Origin of the sequence: Pseudomonas sp. SWRI77 (assembly GCF_014269105.1) — a bacterium.
GTDB classification, from domain to species: Bacteria; Pseudomonadota; Gammaproteobacteria; order Pseudomonadales; family Pseudomonadaceae; genus Aquipseudomonas; species Aquipseudomonas capeferrum.
In genome coordinates this window covers 218,226-236,158 of sequence record NZ_JABWRV010000004.1, presented here as the reverse complement: position 1 = coordinate 236,158, position 17,933 = coordinate 218,226, and the positions used below count along the sequence as shown (strand labels likewise).

General features: G+C 63.8%; 12 protein-coding genes and 2 tRNA genes. 8 read left to right on the top strand and 6 right to left on the bottom strand.

Annotation, left to right across the window (positions count from 1 at the left end; genetic code table 11):
- Nucleotides 1-147 precede the first annotated feature (147 nt).
- Nucleotides 148-4,179, bottom strand: coding sequence for a bifunctional nitrate reductase/sulfite reductase flavoprotein subunit alpha (locus HU766_RS06390; RefSeq protein ID WP_186654593.1), 4,032 nt, complete (start codon nucleotides 4,177-4,179; stop codon nucleotides 148-150).
- Nucleotides 4,180-4,458: 279 nt separating this feature from the next.
- On the opposite strand from HU766_RS06390, the gene map reads away from it, so the two are divergent.
- Nucleotides 4,459-5,235, top strand: coding sequence for a type I methionyl aminopeptidase (map, locus tag HU766_RS06385; RefSeq protein WP_186654591.1), 777 nt, complete (start codon nucleotides 4,459-4,461; stop codon nucleotides 5,233-5,235).
- Nucleotides 5,236-5,382: 147 nt separating this feature from the next.
- Here the strand turns inward: map and HU766_RS06380 are convergent.
- A tRNA-Asp gene (locus tag HU766_RS06380) sits at nucleotides 5,383-5,459 on the bottom strand.
- A 13-nt stretch (nucleotides 5,460-5,472) separates the two neighbouring features.
- Nucleotides 5,473-5,548 (bottom strand) — tRNA-Val (locus tag HU766_RS06375).
- A gap of 217 nt (nucleotides 5,549-5,765) precedes the next feature.
- On the opposite strand from HU766_RS06375, the gene rdgC reads away from it, so the two are divergent.
- From rdgC to sugE, 3 genes are all read left to right on the top strand, one after another.
- Complete coding sequence (gene rdgC / locus HU766_RS06370) at nucleotides 5,766-6,686, top strand: recombination-associated protein RdgC (RefSeq protein ID WP_033700777.1); 921 nt, start codon at nucleotides 5,766-5,768, stop codon at nucleotides 6,684-6,686.
- 184 nt (nucleotides 6,687-6,870) lie between these two features.
- Nucleotides 6,871-7,836 carry a bile acid:sodium symporter family protein gene (locus HU766_RS06365; protein WP_033700778.1) on the top strand — a complete coding sequence of 322 codons (966 nt, stop codon included), beginning with the start codon at nucleotides 6,871-6,873 and terminating at the stop codon, nucleotides 7,834-7,836.
- A 114-nt stretch (nucleotides 7,837-7,950) separates the two neighbouring features.
- A complete protein-coding gene (sugE, locus tag HU766_RS06360; RefSeq protein ID WP_033700779.1) occupies nucleotides 7,951-8,268 on the top strand; it encodes a quaternary ammonium compound efflux SMR transporter SugE in 318 nt (105 codons plus the stop codon).
- Nucleotides 8,269-8,278: 10 nt separating this feature from the next.
- Here sugE and HU766_RS06355 read toward each other — a convergent pair whose 3' ends face one another.
- Nucleotides 8,279-10,156: an MFS transporter gene (locus tag HU766_RS06355; protein WP_186654588.1), complete on the bottom strand. Its 1,878-nt coding sequence runs from the start codon at nucleotides 10,154-10,156 to the stop codon at nucleotides 8,279-8,281.
- A gap of 143 nt (nucleotides 10,157-10,299) precedes the next feature.
- Here HU766_RS06355 and HU766_RS06350 point away from each other — a divergent pair, with 143 nt between their 5' ends.
- Nucleotides 10,300-10,452, top strand: a complete 153-nt coding sequence (locus tag HU766_RS06350) for a hypothetical protein (RefSeq protein WP_156056792.1) — start codon at nucleotides 10,300-10,302, stop codon at nucleotides 10,450-10,452.
- A 67-nt stretch (nucleotides 10,453-10,519) separates the two neighbouring features.
- A complete protein-coding gene (locus HU766_RS06345) occupies nucleotides 10,520-13,996 on the top strand; it encodes a hybrid sensor histidine kinase/response regulator (RefSeq protein ID WP_033700781.1) in 3,477 nt (1,158 codons plus the stop codon).
- Here the strand turns inward: HU766_RS06345 and rmuC are convergent.
- Both rmuC and HU766_RS06335 read right to left on the bottom strand, forming a co-directional pair.
- Nucleotides 13,968-15,341: a DNA recombination protein RmuC gene (rmuC, locus tag HU766_RS06340; protein ID WP_186654687.1), complete on the bottom strand. Its 1,374-nt coding sequence runs from the start codon at nucleotides 15,339-15,341 to the stop codon at nucleotides 13,968-13,970. The genes HU766_RS06345 and rmuC overlap by 29 nt on opposite strands.
- 213 nt (nucleotides 15,342-15,554) lie before the next feature.
- Nucleotides 15,555-15,974: an SEL1-like repeat protein gene (locus HU766_RS06335; protein WP_186654586.1), complete on the bottom strand. Its 420-nt coding sequence runs from the start codon at nucleotides 15,972-15,974 to the stop codon at nucleotides 15,555-15,557.
- Nucleotides 15,975-16,926: 952 nt separating this feature from the next.
- Between HU766_RS06335 and HU766_RS06330 the strand changes: the two genes are divergently transcribed.
- Both HU766_RS06330 and HU766_RS06325 read left to right on the top strand, forming a co-directional pair.
- Complete coding sequence (locus HU766_RS06330; RefSeq protein ID WP_033700783.1) at nucleotides 16,927-17,151, top strand: hypothetical protein; 225 nt, start codon at nucleotides 16,927-16,929, stop codon at nucleotides 17,149-17,151.
- Between the two features lie 249 nt (nucleotides 17,152-17,400).
- Nucleotides 17,401-17,883 carry a hypothetical protein gene (locus HU766_RS06325; protein WP_047581696.1) on the top strand — a complete coding sequence of 161 codons (483 nt, stop codon included), beginning with the start codon at nucleotides 17,401-17,403 and terminating at the stop codon, nucleotides 17,881-17,883.
- The last annotated feature ends 50 nt before the right edge of the window (nucleotides 17,884-17,933 follow it).

Genomic DNA, 17,933 nt, shown 5'->3' with positions numbered 1-17,933 from the left:
ATCAGTGGGGCGTGTTGTGAACGTGATAAAGCAGGGAATGTGCCAAATGCTGTATCGCCTGTTCAAACGCGACAGGGCCAGAAAAGTCATCGGACATTCCAGAAAAAACCGCACAGCCAAGGTGCACCCATCCCCATCCCGGTGCACTCAATACACATCGCGCCGATAACGCTTGGCCTTGCTCAACCCTTCAACATACGCATCCGCCGCGGCCTCACTCATGCCGCCGTGCTCGGCGACGACCCTGCGCAGCGCGCTGTCCACATCCTTGGCCATGCGCTGGGCATCACCGCACACATAAAAGTACGCACCCGCCTCCAGCCAGCGCCAAAGGTCGGCGCCTTGCTCGTGCAGGCGCTGCTGCACATAGATTTTCTCGGCCTGGTCGCGGGAGAACGCGGTATCCAGACGCAAGTGGCCTGTCGCTTGCCATGCCTGCAACTGTGCCTGGTAATAGAAGTCGCTGGCCGCATACTGCTCGCCGAAAAACAGCCAGTTGCCCCCGCGTGCCCCGCGCGCTTCTCGTTCTTCAAGAAACGCCCGAAACGGCGCGATGCCGGTGCCCGGCCCAACCATGATCACCGGCACGTTATCGTCCTCGGGCAGGCGAAAATGCTTCGAGGCCTGCGGGAAGATCGCCACCTTGATGCCGTGCGCGCGGTCGGCGAGGAAGGTCGAGCAAGCGCCCTTGCGCTGCCCGTAACGCACCGTCGAGACGGTCAGGTGAACTTGGCCAGGGTGCGCCAACGGGCTGGAGCTGATCGAGTACAGGCGCGGCTGCAAGGGTTTTAACAGGTCGAGCCAGGTGGCCAAGGGCAGGTCCTGGGGGAACTCGCGCAGCACATCCGCCAACTGCCGCCCCCACAACCAGTTTTGCAGCTCGGCCTTGTGCTCGGGCTGGAGCAACCGGCGCAGGGCCTCGGCGCTCTGGCTGAACACCTGCAACTGCGCCGGGGTGACCTTGGCGATTTCCAGGTGCGCCTCCATGGCATCGGCCAGCGGCAGTGCGGCCTGGCCTTTGACCTCGACCAGGGCCTGGCCATCGAGCCGCATCAGCGCCAGCAGCTCTTCGACCAGCGCCGGGCAGTTGCGCGGCCATACGCCCAGGGCGTCGCCGGCCTGGTAGCTGAAGGTGCTGCCAGCCAGGTCGAACACCAACTGGCGCGTCTCCTTACGGGCACCCGGGGCATTGAGCACGCGGTTCTCCAGCAAGGTGGCCGACCATGGCTGCTGCTTGCTGCAGGCCTGCGCAGGCGAAGGCGCGCCACTGCCCTGGGGCGCGGCGGCGTCAGCCAACTGCGCCAACAAGGCGTCGAGCCAGGTGGCGAATGCCTCATCGTAATCCGGCTCGCAATCCACCCGTTGCAGCAGGCGCCGCCCACCCAGCTCGGCCAGGCGCTGATCGAGCTTGCGGCCAAACCCGCAGAACTGGTCGTAACTGGAATCGCCCAGGGCCAATACGGCATAGGGCACATCGGCGCAGTGGCCGCCCTCCTCGCCTTGCAGTGCCTGCCAGAACAGCGCCGCACTGTCGGGCGCGTCGCCATCGCCGAAGGTACTGGCGATCAGCACCACACTGGCAGCACCGCGCAACTGCTGCGGGCTGAGTGTATCCATGCAATTCAGGCGCACCGCCAAGCCAGCACCACGCAGGCGCTCGGCACAGCGCTCGGCCAGCGCTTCGCCGTTACCGGTCTGCGAGGCCCACAGCACCTGGTGCTGCGGCGCCTCCAGCGCCCGGCTGGGCAGCGCCGAAGGCTGCGCGAACACGCCCGCCAGCAGGCCGTCAACGAACCACCGTCGGTTAGCGGCCATTGGCGCGCTAGCCGGCAGGCTTGGCACACCCTCGACGCGGGCCTGCTCCAAGCCAAGCAAGAAGCCCTGCAGGTAATGGCGCTCTTGCTCGGCCAGCGCCGGGGCCGGCAGGTTGTCCAGGCCAAGCAGACGAGACAGGGTGGCGGTCGGCATGTGGGCAGACTCCGGGTGGGCAGTGGCGCCGCTCAGGTCGAGGGCGTCGATACGTTCGCCGGCAACCCGCTCAAGGGCCACGGCGCAGTGTTTGAAGGCGGGCTGCAGCGACAGTGGGTCGACCGCATCACAGGTGACGGCATTGATGGCCAACTGCTCGCCGACCAGGTCGTTCCAGTGAAACGGCGCGAAGCAGTTACCTGGCATCACCCGGTCGCTGATGCGCGCCGGCAGCACGGCCTGACCACGGCGCGAGCGAATGGCCACCTGGTCCTTTTCGGCGATGCCAAGCCGTGCGGCGTCCTCGGGATGGATTTCGATGAAAGGGCCAGGCTCCAGCTTGTTCAGCGCCGGCACCTTGCCGGTCTTGGTCAGGGTGTGCCACTGGTGCTGCACGCGGCCTGTGTTGAGCACCAGGGGGTAGGCGTCATCCGGCAACTCCGCTGCCGGCAACCAGGGCCGAGCGAAAAAGCGGGCCTTGCCGCTGGCGGTGGGGAACGCCAGCGCCGGGCGCTGGCCCTGGGCGCCATGCAGCAGCGTCTGGCTGCTGCCATCGTTCAGGTAGCGCAATGGGCTGCGGTCGCTGTCACGCCCTGGTGCGCATGGCCACTGGCGCGGCTGCGCACGCAGGTCGGTGTAGCCGATGCCGCGCAGGTCGTAGCCGGTAGCGGGGTTATGGAAGCGGCGAATCTCGTCGTACACCGCTTCGGCATCAGCGTAATCGAACGCGTCGGCATAGCCCATCGCGCAGGCCACCCGGGCGATGATCTGCCAGTCCGGCAGGCTCTGGCCAGGAGGCGCCACGGCGCGTGGCATCAAGGTGAGGTTGCGCTCGCTGTTGATCATCACGCCCTCACCTTCGGCCCACAGTGCCGCAGGCAGGAGGATATCGGCGTAGCGGTTGGTCTCGGTGTCGAGAAACGCATCCTGGGAGATCACCAGCTCGGCCCGGCGCAGGCCGTCGATCACCTGCTGGCGGTTGGCGACGCTGGCCACCGGGTTGCTGCAGATGATCCAGCAGGCTTTCACGTCCCCTGCTTTCAGCTGTTCGAACAGCGCCACCGTACCCTCGCCGCCTTCGCTGCGCAGGCTGCCTGGTGGCAGTTGCCACTGCTGTTCGACGAACGCGCGGTCGCCCTCCAGCAGCGCCGAGCGCTGGCCTGGTAGGCCGGGCCCCATGTAGCCCATCTCGCGGCCGCCCATGGCGTTGGGTTGGCCGGTCAGCGAGAAAGGCCCGCTACCGGGGCGGCAGATAGCGCCGGTGGCCAGGTGCAGGTTGCACAGGGCGTTACTGTGCCAAGTACCGTGGATGCTCTGGTTCAGGCCCATGGTCCAGCAGCTCATCCAGTCGTTGGCACGGCCGATCCATTCGGCGGCCTTGATGATGTCGGCCTCGGCCAGCCCGGTGATGGCGGCCACGCGCTCGGGGCTGTAGTCGTCGAGGAAGGCTGGCAGTTCGTCCCAGCCGTCGGTGTGGCGAGCGATGAAGTCGGGGTGGGTGTGGCCGTTGCGGTGCAGCAGATGCAACAGGCCGTTGAGCAAGGCCATGTCGCTGCCGGGGCGTACCTGCAGGAACAGGTCGGCCTTGTCGGCGGTGGCGCTGCGCCGCGGGTCGACGACGATCAGCTTGGCGCCGGCCTTGACCCGGTCCAGCAGACGCAGGAACAAAATCGGGTGGCAGTCGGCCATGTTGGCGCCGATGACCAGGAATACGTCGGCGTGCTCGAAGTCCTGGTAACTGCCAGGTGGGCCATCGGCACCGAGCGACAGTTTGTAGCCACTGCCGGCGCTGGCCATGCACAGGCGCGAGTTGGACTCGATATGGCGGGTGCGGATAAAGCCCTTGGCCAGTTTGTTGGCCAGGTACTGGGCCTCCAGCGACATCTGCCCGGACACATACAGCGCCACGGCATCCGGGCCGTGCTGGTCAACGATGCCGCGCAGGCGCGCGGCGGTGGCGGCAATGGCCTGGTCCATGCTGGCGCGCACCGGCGGCTGGCTGCGCTGCTGACGCAGGTAGGCATCCTCCATGCGCCCGGCGGCGGTCAGCGGCACGTGCGCGGTCAGGCCCTTGGTGCACAGGCGGCCAAAGTTGCTGGGGTGCTGCTTGTCGCCGCTGATCTTGCTGACCTTGCCATCGGCAACGCGCATGACGATGCCGCAGCCGACGCCGCAATACGGGCAGACACTGCGTACTTCGCTGCTGCTCATGGGCCGGTCTCCTTGGGGAAACGCAAAAGGCGCCGGCTGCCCCGGCTTGCATGGCAAGCGGGGCAACACGGCGCCTTTGTCGTGAAGAGGTGCGGGCAATCGGCATTGATTGCCCTGGGTAGGGGTCAGTCAGCAATTAGCGGGCCAGCTGTGCGGGCCTCTTCGCTGGCAAGGCAGCGCGCCCGTGCGGGGACGGCTTGCCGCACCATGCGGTGGCACCGCGAAGGCCCATGGCGCTATGCTGGGGCACATTTTTGCCAGAGTTACTGCCTTCTCCCCATGTCCCAGGTGATCCTCAAAACCCCCGCCCAACTCGACCTGATGCGCAACGCCGGCCGGTTGCTGGCCCAAGTGTTCGCTGAACTCGATGGCTTCATACGCCCCGGCGTGACCACGATGCAGATCAACGACCACGCCGAACGCTATATCGTCGAAACGCTCAAGGCTCGGCCAGCAAGCAAGGGCCAGTACGGTTTCCCTTACGCCCTGAATACCTCGGTGGACCACGTGGTGTGCCACGGCATGCCGAAGGCGGATGAGGTGCTCAACGAGGGGTCGATCATCAATGTCGACATCACCCTTGAACAAGGCGGCTACATCGCCGATTCGTCGAAGATGTACTGCATTGGCCCGATCAACGACGAGGCACGTCGGCTGGTCGAAACGACCTACGACGCGCTATGGAAAGGCATCGAGCAAGTGCGCCCCGGGGCGACGCTTGGCGACATTGGCCATGCCATCCAGGTACATGCCGAGGCAGCCGGCTATAGCGTGGTGCGCGAGTATTGCGGCCATGGCATTGGCCAGCAGATGCACGAAGGGCCCGAGGTGCTGCATTTTGGCCAGCGCGGCATGGGCATGAAGCTCAAGCCCGGGATGGTGTTTACCATCGAGCCAATGATCAACCAAGGCGGGCGTGGCACTCGGACCTTGAAGGATGGCTGGACGGTGATTACCCGCGACCATGCGCTGTCGGCGCAGTGGGAACATACGGTGGCGGTGACCGAAGCAGGGGTTGAAGTGCTGACGTTGCGCGAGGAAGAGCGCATGCGTTGATGCGGCCTTGCACCGCCAACGCCGGCCCGCTACCACAGGGGCCGTGCTGAACCGCAGAACGCCTCAAAAAGCACAAACAAAAAAAGCGACCCTAAGGTCGCTTTTCCTGTAACTTCCGGGTGTTCAGTGGGCCCTGGAAGTTGAATATGGCGCAGCGGACGGGACTCGAACCCGCGACCCCCGGCGTGACAGGCCGGTATTCTAACCGACTGAACTACCGCTGCGCTATACATCGAGTGGTGGGTGATGACGGGATCGAACCGCCGACCCTCTGCTTGTAAGGCAGATGCTCTCCCGGCTGAGCTAATCACCCTTTCGTCTCGGTGTGGCGCGCATTCTACGGATGAGCCCCCACCCTGGCAAGCACTTTTTTCGACTTTTCTAAAAAAATTTTCGAAGCCTTTCAAAGACCTAGCAACGCTGGTCTTTTCTTCTTCTATATATAGGTGCTGGCCCTCTGACAGGGTTGGACGGGAACCACTGCTCGGAGAATAATGCCCGCCTTATGCATTAAGGAGAGATTGCCCCTCATGTGGTTCAAGAACCTGCTGACCTACCGCCTGACCCAGGATGTTCCATTCGACGCCGAAGCGCTGGAAACCGCCCTGGCCAGCAAGCCGGCCCGTCCCTGCGCCAGCCAGGAGCTGAACACCTATGGCTTCGTCGCGCCGTTCGGCAAGGGCGAAGACGCTCCCCTGGTGCACGTCAGCGGCGAGTTCCTGCTGATCGCCGCGCGCAAGGAAGAACGTATCCTTCCAAGCAGCGTGGTCAATGACGCCGTCAAGGAAAAGGTCGAAGAGATCGAGACCGAGCAGATGCGCAAGGTCTACAAGAAGGAACGCGACCAGATCAAGGACGAGATCATCCAGGCCTTCCTGCCGCGCGCCTTCATTCGTCGTTCGATGATCTTCGCCGCCATCGCGCCGCGCCTGGGCATGATCCTGGTCAACTCGGCCAGCGCCAAGCGTGCCGAAGACCTGCTGTCGACCCTGCGTGAAGTGATGGGCTCGCTGCCGGTACGCCCGGCAACCGTGAAGATCGCACCCGTTGCCACCATGACCGACTGGGTCAAGTCGCAGCAAGCCGCCGAAGGCTTCTATGTACTGGACGAGTGCGAGCTGCGCGACACCGCCGAAGACGGTGGCATCGTGCGCTGCAAGCGCCAGGACCTGACCAGCGAAGAAATCCAGCTGCACCTGAGCACCGGCAAGGTGGTCACCCAGCTGGCCCTGGCCTGGCAGGACAAACTGTCGTTCGTGCTGGACGACAAAATGGTCATCAAGCGCCTGAAGTTCGAGGAGCTGCTGCAAGAGCAGGCAGAACAGGATGGCGGCGATGAAGCCCAGCAGCAGTTCGATGCCAGCTTCCTGCTGATGATGATGACCTTTACCGAATTCCTGCCGGTGCTGTTCGAGGCGTTGGGTGGGGAGGAGATTCCGCAAGGGGTCTGAGTGGCATGAAATGTCGGGGCTGGGCTGGGACGTATTCTCAGCCAGTACCGGCCTCTTCGCGGGGCGAGCCCGCTCCCACAGGTACCCCGCTGAGCTTGAGATCAAGCGGGGTACCTGTGGGAGCGGGCTCGCCCCGCGAAGAGGCTCTCGAAAACTGCATCTCTATAAGTACAAGGACCTGCCCATGCGTGCCCTCGCCGCCCTCAGCCGCTTCGTCGGCAATACCTTTGCCCTCTGGGTGCTGGTGTTCGCCGTGCTGGCCTTCCTGCAACCGCAATGGTTCATCGCCCTGAAAGTGGCCATCGTACCGTTGCTGGGCCTGGTGATGTTCGGCATGGGCCTGACCCTCAAGCTCGATGACTTCGCCGCCCTCGCCCGCCAGCCCTGGCGGGTGATGCTAGGGGTGGTGGCGCACTTCGTGATCATGCCGGGCATGGCCTGGCTGCTGTGCCAGCTGTTCCACCTGCCGCCCGAGATTGCCGTGGGCGTGATCCTGGTCGGCTGCTGCCCTAGCGGCACGGCTTCGAACGTGATGGTCTGGCTGTCCAAGGGCGACCTGGCGCTGGCGGTGGCGATTGCCGCCGTCACCACCCTGCTCGCCCCGCTGCTGACCCCGGCGTTGATCTGGTTCCTGGCCTCGGCCTGGCTGCCGGTCTCGTTCATGGACATGTTCTGGTCGATCCTGCAGCTGGTCATGCTGCCGATCGTGCTCGGCGTGCTGGCCCAGCGCCTGCTGGGCGCGCGGGTGCAGGCGGCGGTGCAGGTGTTGCCACTGGTGTCGGTGGTGAGCATCGTCATGATCGTCTGTGCGGTGGTGGCGGCCAGCCAGGCGAAAATCGCCGAGTCGGGCCTGCTGATCATGGCCGTGGTGATGCTGCACAACAGCTTCGGCTACCTGCTGGGTTACCTCACCGGCAAGCTCTGCAAACTGCCACTGGCCCAGCGCAAGTCGCTGGCACTGGAGGTGGGCATGCAGAACTCAGGGTTGGGGGCAGCCTTGGCGGCGGCGCATTTCTCGCCATTGGCGGCGGTGCCGAGCGCGCTGTTCAGCGTTTGGCACAATATTTCGGGGGCGCTGCTGTCGACCTGGTTCCGCCGTATGGAAGCGCCTTTGCCGGTAGATGAACGTGGCGAACCTGCCAGGCACTGACTTGCCCAGCCATCAGAAAATGTGCACCCTATTGCCCACTGTGGGGACGGCCTCACGACGCACCGCGTGACCATTCCGGGGACGGCCCCATCGTTGGCAACAATGGAGGCACCTATGTCCTGGATCATCCTGTTTTTCGCCGGCCTGTTCGAAGTCGGCTGGGCGGTAGGCCTGAAGTACACCGACGGCTTCAGCCGCCCGCTCCCCACCGTGCTTACCGTCGGCGCCATGGTCATCAGCCTGGGCTTGCTGGGCCTGGCTATGAAAGAACTGCCGCTGGGCACCGCCTACGCCATCTGGACCGGCGTTGGCGCCGTGGGCACGGTGATCGCCGGGATCATCCTGTTCGGCGAGTCCATGGCCCTGGTACGGCTGGTCAGTGTGGCGCTGATCATCTGTGGCCTGATCGGCCTGAAAGTCAGCGCCAGCTGACCATGCCCGCTTAACGCAGGTCGCCGCGCAAGCGGCTGACCTGCTCGCGCAACAACTCAGGCTGCGCAGCCTCCACCGGGACCGCAGCGCCGGCCACGATGGTCACCCGCGACCACAAGCGCTTGAAAAACCCCTTGCCCGGATCACGGCTGAAAAAGCTGCCCCACAGCCCCTGCAACGCCAGGGGAATCACCGGCACCGGGGTTTCACCGAGAATGCGGCTGACCCCACCCTTGAACGCATCGATCTCGCCGTCGCCGGTCAACTTGCCCTCCGGGAAGATGCACACCAGCTCACCCGCCGCCAGGTATTCGGCGATGCGCGCAAAGGCGCGCTCGTACGTGGCCTCATCCTCGCTGCGCCCGGCAATCGGGATGGCGCCTGCGGTGCGGAAGACGAAGTTGAGCACCGGCAGGTTGTAGATTTTGTAGTACATGACGAAGCGGATCGGACGGCGGATCGCGCCGCCGAGCAGCAGGGCGTCGACGAACGAGACATGGTTGCACACCAGCAGCGCTGCGCCTTCGTCGGGGATGCGTTCGAGGTCGCGGTGCTCCACGCGGTACATCGAATGGCTGAGCAGCCAGATCAAAAAGCGCATGGTGAACTCAGGCACGATGCTGAAGATGTAGGCGTTGACCGCGATGTTGAGCAACGACACCACCAGGAACAGCTGCGGGATGCTCAGCTCGGCCAGCCCCAGCAGCACAATGGTGAGCACCGCCGACACCACCATGAACAAGGCATTGAGGATGTTGTTGGCAGCGATTACCCGAGCCCGCTGGTCCTCGGCCGTGCGCGCCTGGATCAGCGCATACAGCGGCACGATATAGAAGCCGCCGAACACCCCGAGCCCCACGATCGACAACAGAATCCACCAGGCTTGGCTCATGCCCAGTAGCGTCAACCAGTCGTGCGGCACAGGCGCAGCCGGCACATCGCCGGAATGCCACCACCAGAGCAGGCCGAACAGGGTCAGGCCAAACGAGCCGAACGGCACCAGGCCGATCTCCACCTTGCGCCCGCTCAGCCGCTCGCACAGCAGCGAACCGAGGGCGATGCCCACCGAGAACAGGGTCAGCACCAGGGTGACCACCGTGCCGTCGCCGTGCAGCCAGTCCTTGGCATACGCCGGGATCTGGGTCAGGTAGATGGCGCCGACGAACCAGAACCAGGAGTTGCCGACGATCGAGCGCGACACCGCAGGCGTCTGCCCCAGGCCCATGCGCAGGATTACCCAGGACTGCTTGAAGATGTTCCAGTCCAGTTGCATCTGCGGCGACACGGCGGCCGCCCGCGGGATCCAGCGGCTGGCCAGGTAGCCCAGCACGGCCGTGCCGACCACGCCACCCGCCACCACCGTGGCATAGCTGCCCGACGACATCATCACACCCGCGCCGATGGTGCCGGCCAGGATAGCCAGGAAGGTGCCCATCTCCACCAGCCCGTTGCCACCCACCAGCTCTTCTTCACGCAGGGCCTGGGGCAGGATCGAGTACTTCACCGGCCCGAACAGCGCCGAATGGGTGCCCATGCCAAACAGGGCTACCAACATCAGCGCCAGGTGGTTGGTGATAAAGCCCAGTGCGCCAATGGCCATGATGCCGATCTCGGCCAGCTTGATCGCACGGATCAGCGCGTCCTTGGCGAACTTCTCGCCAAACTGCCCACCCAGTGCAGAGAACAGAAAGAACGGCAGGATGAACAGCAAGGCGCACAGGTTGACCCAGATCGAACGGTCACCGTCGCCCAGGCTGAGCTTGAACAGGATCGCCAGGATCAGCGACTGCTTGAACAGGTTGTCGTTGAACGCACCCAGCGACTGGGTGATGAAAAACGGCAGGAAGCGCCGCTTGCCGAGCAAGGTGAATTGCGAGGGATGACTCATCGTCCTTGTTCCTGAGGGGCTTTTAGCGTTGGAGGCGCGCCGGGCGCAGAAAGCCACAAATCTGCAGGGTAAAAGCTGCTGCTGGCAAGCCCTCTGCTGCCTTATGCTGATACCCGGCAAACCCGCACGACAAGGAGATGGCAATGCTCGCCGCCGTCAAGCACTACCCAGCGGCCGTACGCCGTGATACTGGCGGCAGTGTTCTACTGGATGGGCACCCGCAGGCATTGATGTTGGCGCTGCCGCTTGAGCAACGCCCTGCGACGACTCGCCACTGCGACCATCGTCTGCGCTGACGAACCGCCGCCTGCGTGCCAGACTGGTTGATCGGGACCGCGTTATTTTTTTTGCTCCGGAGTTTTCATGTCGTTGTCCAGCGGGCTGATCGCCGTGGTCGCCCTGGCCTATATGGCCATCATGTTCGCCATCGCCTTCTATGGCGACCGCCGCAGCACACCGTTGCCGCCGAAGCTGCGTGCCTGGGTGTACAGCCTGTCGCTGGCCGTGTACTGCACCAGCTGGACCTTCTTTGGCGCGGTCGGCCAGGCCGCCGAACAGCTTTGGGCATTTCTGCCGATCTACCTGGGCCCAGTGCTGCTGATGATCTTCGCACCCTGGGTACTGCAGAAGATGGTGCTGATCAGCAAGCAGCAGAACATCACCTCGATCGCCGACTTCATCGCCGCGCGCTACGGCAAATCGCAGACCCTGGCGGTAGTGGTGGCGCTGATCTGCCTGGTCGGCGTGCTGCCCTATATCGCCTTGCAGCTCAAAGGCATCGTGCTGGGCGTCAACCTGCTAATCGGTGCCAATGCCGATGCCACCGGCACCCGGGTGCAAGACACCGCACTGGTGGTGTCGCTGGTGCTGGCGCTGTTCGCCATCGTGTTCGGCACGCGCAGCCTGGATGTGACCGAGCACCACCGCGGCATGGTGCTGGCGATCGCCTTCGAGTCGCTGATCAAGCTGCTGGCCTTTCTCGCCGTGGGCATCTTCGTGGTGTTCAACCTGTACGACGGCTTCGACGACCTGTTCAGCCAGGCACGCCAGTCGATCCAGCTGGAAAGCTATTGGCAGGAGACCATCAACTGGCCCTCGATGGTGGTGCAGACCGCAGTGGCCATGATGGCGATCATCTGCCTGCCGCGGCAGTTCCATGTCACCGTGGTGGAGAACATCGAACCGCAGGACATGCGCCTGGCCCGCTGGGTGTTCCCGATGTACCTGGCCCTGGCCGCGCTGTTCGTGGTGCCGATCGCCCTGGCCGGGCAGATGCTGTTGCCCGGTACGGTGATGTCCGACTCGTTCGTGATCAGCCTGCCCCTGGCCGAAGCCCACCCGAGCCTGGCCCTGCTGGCCTTCATCGGCGGTGCCTCGGCCGCCACCGGCATGGTCATCGTCGAGGCCGTGGCCCTGTCGACCATGGTTTCCAACGACATGCTGCTGCCCTGGCTGCTGCGCCGCAATAATGCCGAGCGGCCATTCGAAGCCTTCCGCCACTGGATGCTCTCGGTACGCCGGGTGACCATCGTGGTCATCCTGCTGCTGGCGTATGTCAGCTACCGCCTGCTGGGCTCCACCGCAAGCCTGGCGACCATCGGCCAGATCGCCTTCGCCGCCGTGACCCAGCTCACCCCGGCCATGCTCGGCGCGCTGTACTGGAAGCAGGCTAACCGGCGCGGCGTGTTCGCAGGCCTGGCCGCCGGCATCTTCCTGTGGTTCTACACCCTGGTGCTGCCCATTGCCGCCCATAGCGTGGGCTGGTCGCTGGCGCTGTTCCCGGGCCTGGCGTGGCTGCATGGCAACCCGCTGAACCTGCCGATCAGCCCGCTGACCCAAGGCGTGGTGCTGTCGCTGGCGGGTAACTTCACGCTGTTCGCCTGGGTTTCGGTGCTGTCGCGCACGCGGGTGTCGGAACACTGGCAGGCCGGGCGCTTCATCGGCCAGCAGACCAGCGCCCGGCCCAGCAGCAAACCGCTGCTGGCCGTGCAGATCGACGACCTGCTGACCCTGGCCTCGCGCTTCGTCGGCGAAGAACGTGCCCGGCAGAGCTTCATCCGCTTCGCCTACCGCCAGGGCAAAGGCTTCAACCCCAACCAGAACGCCGACGGCGACTGGATCGAACACACCGAACGCCTGCTCGCCGGCGTGCTTGGCACCTCGTCGACCCGCGCCGTGGTCAAGGCCGCCATCGAAGGCCGCGACATGCAGCTCGAAGACGTGGTGCGCATCGCCGACGAAGCCAGCGAGGTGCTGCAGTTCAACCGCGCGCTGCTGCAAGGCGCTATCGAAAACATCAACCAGGGCATCAGCGTGGTCGACCAGAACCTGCACCTGGTGGCCTGGAACCGCCGTTACCTGGAACTGTTCAACTACCCTGACGGGCTGATCAGCGTGGGCCGCCCGATTGCCGACATCATCCGCTACAACGCCGAGCGCGGCCTGTGCGGCCCAGGCGAGGCGCAGGTGCACGTGGCCCGGCGCCTGCACTGGATGCGCCAGGGTCGTGCGCATTCTTCCGAGCGGTTGTTCCCCAACGGCCGGGTCATCGAACTGATCGGCAACCCGATGCCCGGCGGCGGCTTTGTCATGAGCTTCACCGACATCACCCCGTTCCGCGAAGCCGAACAGGCGCTGCGCGATGCCAACGAGGGCCTGGAGCAACGGGTGGCGGAACGCACCCATGAGCTGTCGCAGCTCAACCAGGCGTTGTCCGAAGCCAAGAGCCAGGCCGAAGCCGTGAGCAAGTCCAAGACCCGCTTCCTGGCCGCGGTCAGCCACGACCTGATGCAACCGCTGAACGCCGCGCGGCTGTTCTCGGCCGCCCTGTCGCAGCAGGCCGAAGGCATGAATGACGAGGCCCAGCAACTGGTGCAGCACATGGACAGCTCGCTACGCTCGGCCGAAGAACTGATCAGTGACCTGCTGGACATCTCGCGCCTGGAGAACGGCAAGATCACCCCGGACGCCAAGCCGTTCGCCCTCAATGAGCTGTTCGACACCCTGGGTGCCGAGTTCAAGGTACTGGCCGCCGAAAAAGGGTTGGAGTTCCGCCTGCGCGGCAGCCGCCTGCGGGTCGACAGCGACATCAAACTGCTGCGCCGGGTGCTGCAGAACTTCCTGACCAACGCCCTGCGCTATGGCAAAAGCCCGATTCTGCTCGGTGCCCGTCGCCAGGGTGAGCGCCTGTGGCTGGAAGTCTGGGACCGTGGCCCCGGCATCGCCGACAACAAGCTGCAGGAGATTTTCCAGGAATTCAAACGCCTGGACAGCCACCAGACCCGCGCCGAGAAAGGCCTGGGCCTGGGCCTGGCGATCGCCGATGGCCTGTGCCGGGTGCTCGGCCATTCGCTCGAAGTGCGCTCGTGGCCCGGCAAAGGCACGGTGTTCCGCGTCAGCGTGCCGATTGCCCGCCAGGCGGCACCCGCACCGAGTGCGCCGGTGGAACAGTCTGGCCAGCCGCTGGCCGGGCTGAACGTGCTGTGCATCGACAATGAAGACAGCATCCTGATCGGCATGAACAGCCTGCTCAGCCGTTGGGGCTGCCAGGTCTGGACCGCGCGCAACCGCGCCGAATGCGAGGCTTTGCTGACCAAGGGCATGCGCCCGCACCTGGCCCTGGTGGACTACCACCTGGACGACGGCGAAACCGGCACCGAACTGATGGGCTGGCTACGCGCACGGCTGGGCGAGCCGGTGCCTGGGGTGGTGATCAGCGCCGACGGCAGTAAAGAGACCATCGCCCTGGTGCATGCGTCAGGCCTGGATTACCTGGCCAAGCCAGTCAAGCCGGCCGCCTTGCGCGCCCTGCTCAATCGGCATCTGAGCCTGGTTCAGTAAGCGCTTCGCCCGCCGGGGTTTCATCGGACAGCGCCCGTTCCAGCAGGTCTGCCGGCAGGCTCTTGCTGGCACGGGCGCCAAGCAACTTCAGCTGCTCGGAGCGGCTGACCAGGTTGCCACGCCCCTCGCACAGTTTGTTGCGCGCTGCGGCATAGGCCTTGTCTACCTGCTGCAAGCGGCTGCCCAGTTCGTCCAGGTCCTGGATGAACAGCACGAACTTGTCGTACAGCCAACCGGCGCGCTCGGCAATCTCGCGGGCGTTCTGGCCTTGGCGTTCCTGCTTCCACAGGCTGTCGATCACCCGCAGGGTGGCGAGCAGCGTGGTCGGGCTGACAATCACGATGTGCCGGTCGAAGGCTTCCTGGAACAGGTTGGGCTCGGCCTGCAGGGCTGCCGAGAAGGCGGCCTCGATGGGCACGAACAGCAGCACGAAATCCAGGCTGTGCAAGCCTTCGAGGCGGCTATAGTCCTTGCTCGAAAGGCCTTTGACGTGGCTGCGCAACGACTGCACGTGCTGCTTGAGCGCGGCCTCGTCGTTGCTGCCGACGAACTGCTGGTACGCCGTGAGGCTGACCTTGGCGTCCACCACCACCTGCTTGTCGCCGGGCAACATGATCAGCACATCGGGCTGGAAGCGTTCGCCATCGGCGCTCTTGAGGCTGACCTGGGTCTGGTATTCGCGGCCCTTCTCAAGGCCGGCGTGCTCCAGTACCCGCTCAAGGATCATCTCGCCCCAGTTGCCCTGGGTTTTCTGGCCTTTCAGGGCCTGGGTGAGGTTGGTGGCTTCATCGGACAGGCGCTGGTTGAGCTGCTGCAAGCGCTCCAACTCTTTGCCCAGCGAGAAACGCTCGCGTGCTTCCTGCTGGTAGCTTTCCTCGACGCGCTTCTCAAAGGCCTGGATGCGTTCCTTGAGCGGGTCGAGCATTTGCCCCAGGTGCTGCTGGCTGGTCTGGGCAAAGCGTTGCTCGCGCTCGTCGAAGATTTTCGTGGCCAGGTCGGAGAACTGCGCACGCAGGGTATCGCGGGCCTCTTGCAGGTCTTCGAGACGCTGTTGGTGGCTCTCCTGCTGCTCGCGCAGTTCGGCGCCCAGCCGTGCGGCCTGGGCTTCCAGGCGCCGTAGCTCGGCTTCACGGTTGGCGCGTTCAAGGCTCCAGGCGTGGGCGGCATCGCGGGCGTTGTCGCGGTCGATCTGCAACAGCTCCAGTTCACGGCCCTGGGCTGCCAGCTGGGCTTGCTTGACGGTGTTGGCTTCGCTGAGGTCGCTGATCTCGTCGCGACCGGCCTCCAGTTGCGCCTGCAGCCCGGCCAGGGACAGTTGGGCGGCGTTGAGGCGCTCTTCGAGCAGGGCCTGTTCACCCTGCCGGGCCCCATGGCGACGCTGCACCTGCATGAGCCAACCCAGGCAGGGCACTGCACCCACCACCAAGCCCAGCAGAATGCTGGCCAGATCCACTGTCATGGTTACCCCGATCGAACCTTGATGAATGCTGCGCAGCTTATCAGCCTGGGAGGCAGGTTGCCTGCGCCCGCATAAGGGCCGCTAGTAGCCAAGCAGCGCTCAGCCTGAAAACCACTGCCCCAGCAACCGCCGCGCTTCCTGCGAGCCCTGCGCCGCCGCCAGTTCCAGCCAGTAGCGGGCCTGCTCGGGCGCGTTGGCTTGGCATAACCTTGCATACTCCAGCTGTGCGCGCCGATCACCGGCACGGGCGGCTTGACGCAGCAGTTCGTGGCCGATGCGCCGGTCACGGGCGTTGCCGCAATCACGGCACAGCATCTGCCCCAACCGGCTCTGGGCTACCACGACGCCCTGGCGTGCCGGCTGTTTCAGCAGGCGACCAGCCAGATGCTTGACCTGAGGCTTGTCACCCAAGCGCGGGCTGTCGAGCAGCCATAAGGCCACTTTCAGGGAAAAGCGTTTGGGTGGGGGCACTGACGACGTGTCAGCCGGGTTGGCGAGGTGTTTACCGCGAAACTTCATGAGCAACAGGAAAGGTAACTCGAAAGGCGCGCCACTCTACTCCATTTTTCCGGGCATGGCCTGTCGATTTATGGAGGATTGAAGAATAATTTCGATGATCTTTTCTTGACGTTTTCAAGTGGATGACCAACGGGTCTACGGGCGCCCGAAGATTGTCAGACAGTTCCCTGGTTTGCTGGCACGCCCGTCCTAGAGCAAGCGCTCGGGACAATCCACAGTTCCTGTGGATAACTCGGTGGACAACCCCCTTCGGTGCCCCCAAAACCCCCGTAAACTGGGGGCTCCAGTCAAACTGACGATTTTTTCACCAGCAAAAATTAGTGTTTTTTTTCATTGACTTAGCTTCCCAGTCAAGTCATTGGCGAGGCGCTTGGAACCTGTTGCCGCCGTGTTACAGCTTGCGCGCCAAATGTGCACAAGTGCACCACAAGCCTTCGTTTGAATGCACAAAATGAGTACATCCACGCCAATGCCAGCCATTTACCCCTCTTCACAGCCTGCGTAAGAAGCGCCATACTGCTCGGCTAACCTGCAACCTTGCAGAAGCACTTGCCAAACCGTTTTTTTTTCGGTAAGGTGCACCTCGTTAGTACCAAGCTGAAAGTCAATTGGCCTTAAGCGTCCTTGCAGAATCGCTCCCCCAACAGCGAAGCCTGCTGAAACCAGGACCGGCCCACTCGATGATTCCTTCGCCAGCCATACGCTGCCCAAGCTCGAATCACCTAGCAGATTGATCAGGATCCCACCCCGATGGCCTAGAACCTTGGCCCCGGTGTGCTGCCTGCCCTCTGAAGTACCTACCAGTCAGCCCAAGCGCCCACTATTTGATTGCGCTCCCTCTGGCTGCTTTGTTCCAGTCAGGTTCGTTCGTCCCTTAATAAAGGCGTCACTGGAACGTTTCTATCATGCACGGATCATATTCTCCGTGTTTAAAGCAGGAACCTCCAATAATATGCAAACTCATCCGCACATTCAGGCTGCCATTGGCACCCTCTCCCAGGCCTTCTCGCCGTTGAAGTGCCTTATCGTTGCCCCTCGCAAGGGCAGCTTCAGCTTTACCCTGGTGGACGAACACGGCGTCGCCTGCCATACCGAACGCCTGTACGCCGATCAGTACAGCCGCAAGGAACCCCTGCAGGCGGTAATCGCCCGGACGCGTCAGTCGCTCACTGCGTGAGCGGCGAATACCTCGCTATTCAAGCGCTGAATCGCTGTTTCGACACCCTGCCCGATCGTTCTTGGCGTAATTGCCGCACGGCATATAGCCAAGGACGTCAGGCAGCAATCGATTTAAAAACAGCTCTTTACACCACGATTATCACACTACACTTCAACTCGAGCGGTGCTAACCGCTTCCGGCGGGCCTGATCATTCACCAGCTGCCAAGCTCCAGCGCCCGTCCGGCCCTTACTTGCTCGAGGGCATTATGGGTATCGCTGCGAATGAATTGTGTCTGTATGTGATCCGGCCAACCCTGGTCTACCTGAACCGTCACTGCCCTAGCGCCGAAGCGTTGTTACTGGGCATTGCCGCCAGCCAGTCGGCACTCGGCTCAGCCTTGCACGACCGACGTGGCCATGGCCTCTACCGCATCGGCGAAACCCGCCACCAGGCGCTCTGGGACGAGTATCTCGCCCGCGATCCGGACCTCGCCAGCCTGGTCCGTGGCCTGGCCAGCCAACACGCCTTTCTCGGCGGCCCCCACCTTGAACTCACGGTAAACCTGCGCTACTCCACCGCCATTGCCTGGATGCTTGTCGAAGCCCAAGCCACGGCGCTACCGGCGGCTGACGACCTGCTGGGCCTGGCGCGTATCTGGCGGCAGGTTTTCCACCCCCAGGGTCGCCTGCGCGACTTCACTCAAGCCTGGCACACCTGCATAGATCAGAGATTGCCTCAGGCATCTTAGGAAACGCCCTACAGCATTACTGGAAAAATTGGAATTTTGGTCGGATTGTC

Coding starts and splice junctions, on each gene's coding strand:
- HU766_RS06390 (WP_186654593.1), bottom strand. CDS start 4,179: ATGAGCAGCAGCGAAGTACGCAGTGTCTGCCCGTATTGCGGCGTCGGC.
- map (WP_186654591.1), top strand. CDS start 4,459: ATGTCCCAGGTGATCCTCAAAACCCCCGCCCAACTCGACCTGATGCGC.
- rdgC (WP_033700777.1), top strand. CDS start 5,766: ATGTGGTTCAAGAACCTGCTGACCTACCGCCTGACCCAGGATGTTCCA.
- HU766_RS06365 (WP_033700778.1), top strand. CDS start 6,871: ATGCGTGCCCTCGCCGCCCTCAGCCGCTTCGTCGGCAATACCTTTGCC.
- sugE (WP_033700779.1), top strand. CDS start 7,951: ATGTCCTGGATCATCCTGTTTTTCGCCGGCCTGTTCGAAGTCGGCTGG.
- HU766_RS06355 (WP_186654588.1), bottom strand. CDS start 10,156: ATGAGTCATCCCTCGCAATTCACCTTGCTCGGCAAGCGGCGCTTCCTG.
- HU766_RS06350 (WP_156056792.1), top strand. CDS start 10,300: ATGCTCGCCGCCGTCAAGCACTACCCAGCGGCCGTACGCCGTGATACT.
- HU766_RS06345 (WP_033700781.1), top strand. CDS start 10,520: ATGTCGTTGTCCAGCGGGCTGATCGCCGTGGTCGCCCTGGCCTATATG.
- HU766_RS06335 (WP_186654586.1), bottom strand. CDS start 15,974: ATGAAGTTTCGCGGTAAACACCTCGCCAACCCGGCTGACACGTCGTCA.
- HU766_RS06330 (WP_033700783.1), top strand. CDS start 16,927: ATGCAAACTCATCCGCACATTCAGGCTGCCATTGGCACCCTCTCCCAG.
- HU766_RS06325 (WP_047581696.1), top strand. CDS start 17,401: ATGGGTATCGCTGCGAATGAATTGTGTCTGTATGTGATCCGGCCAACC.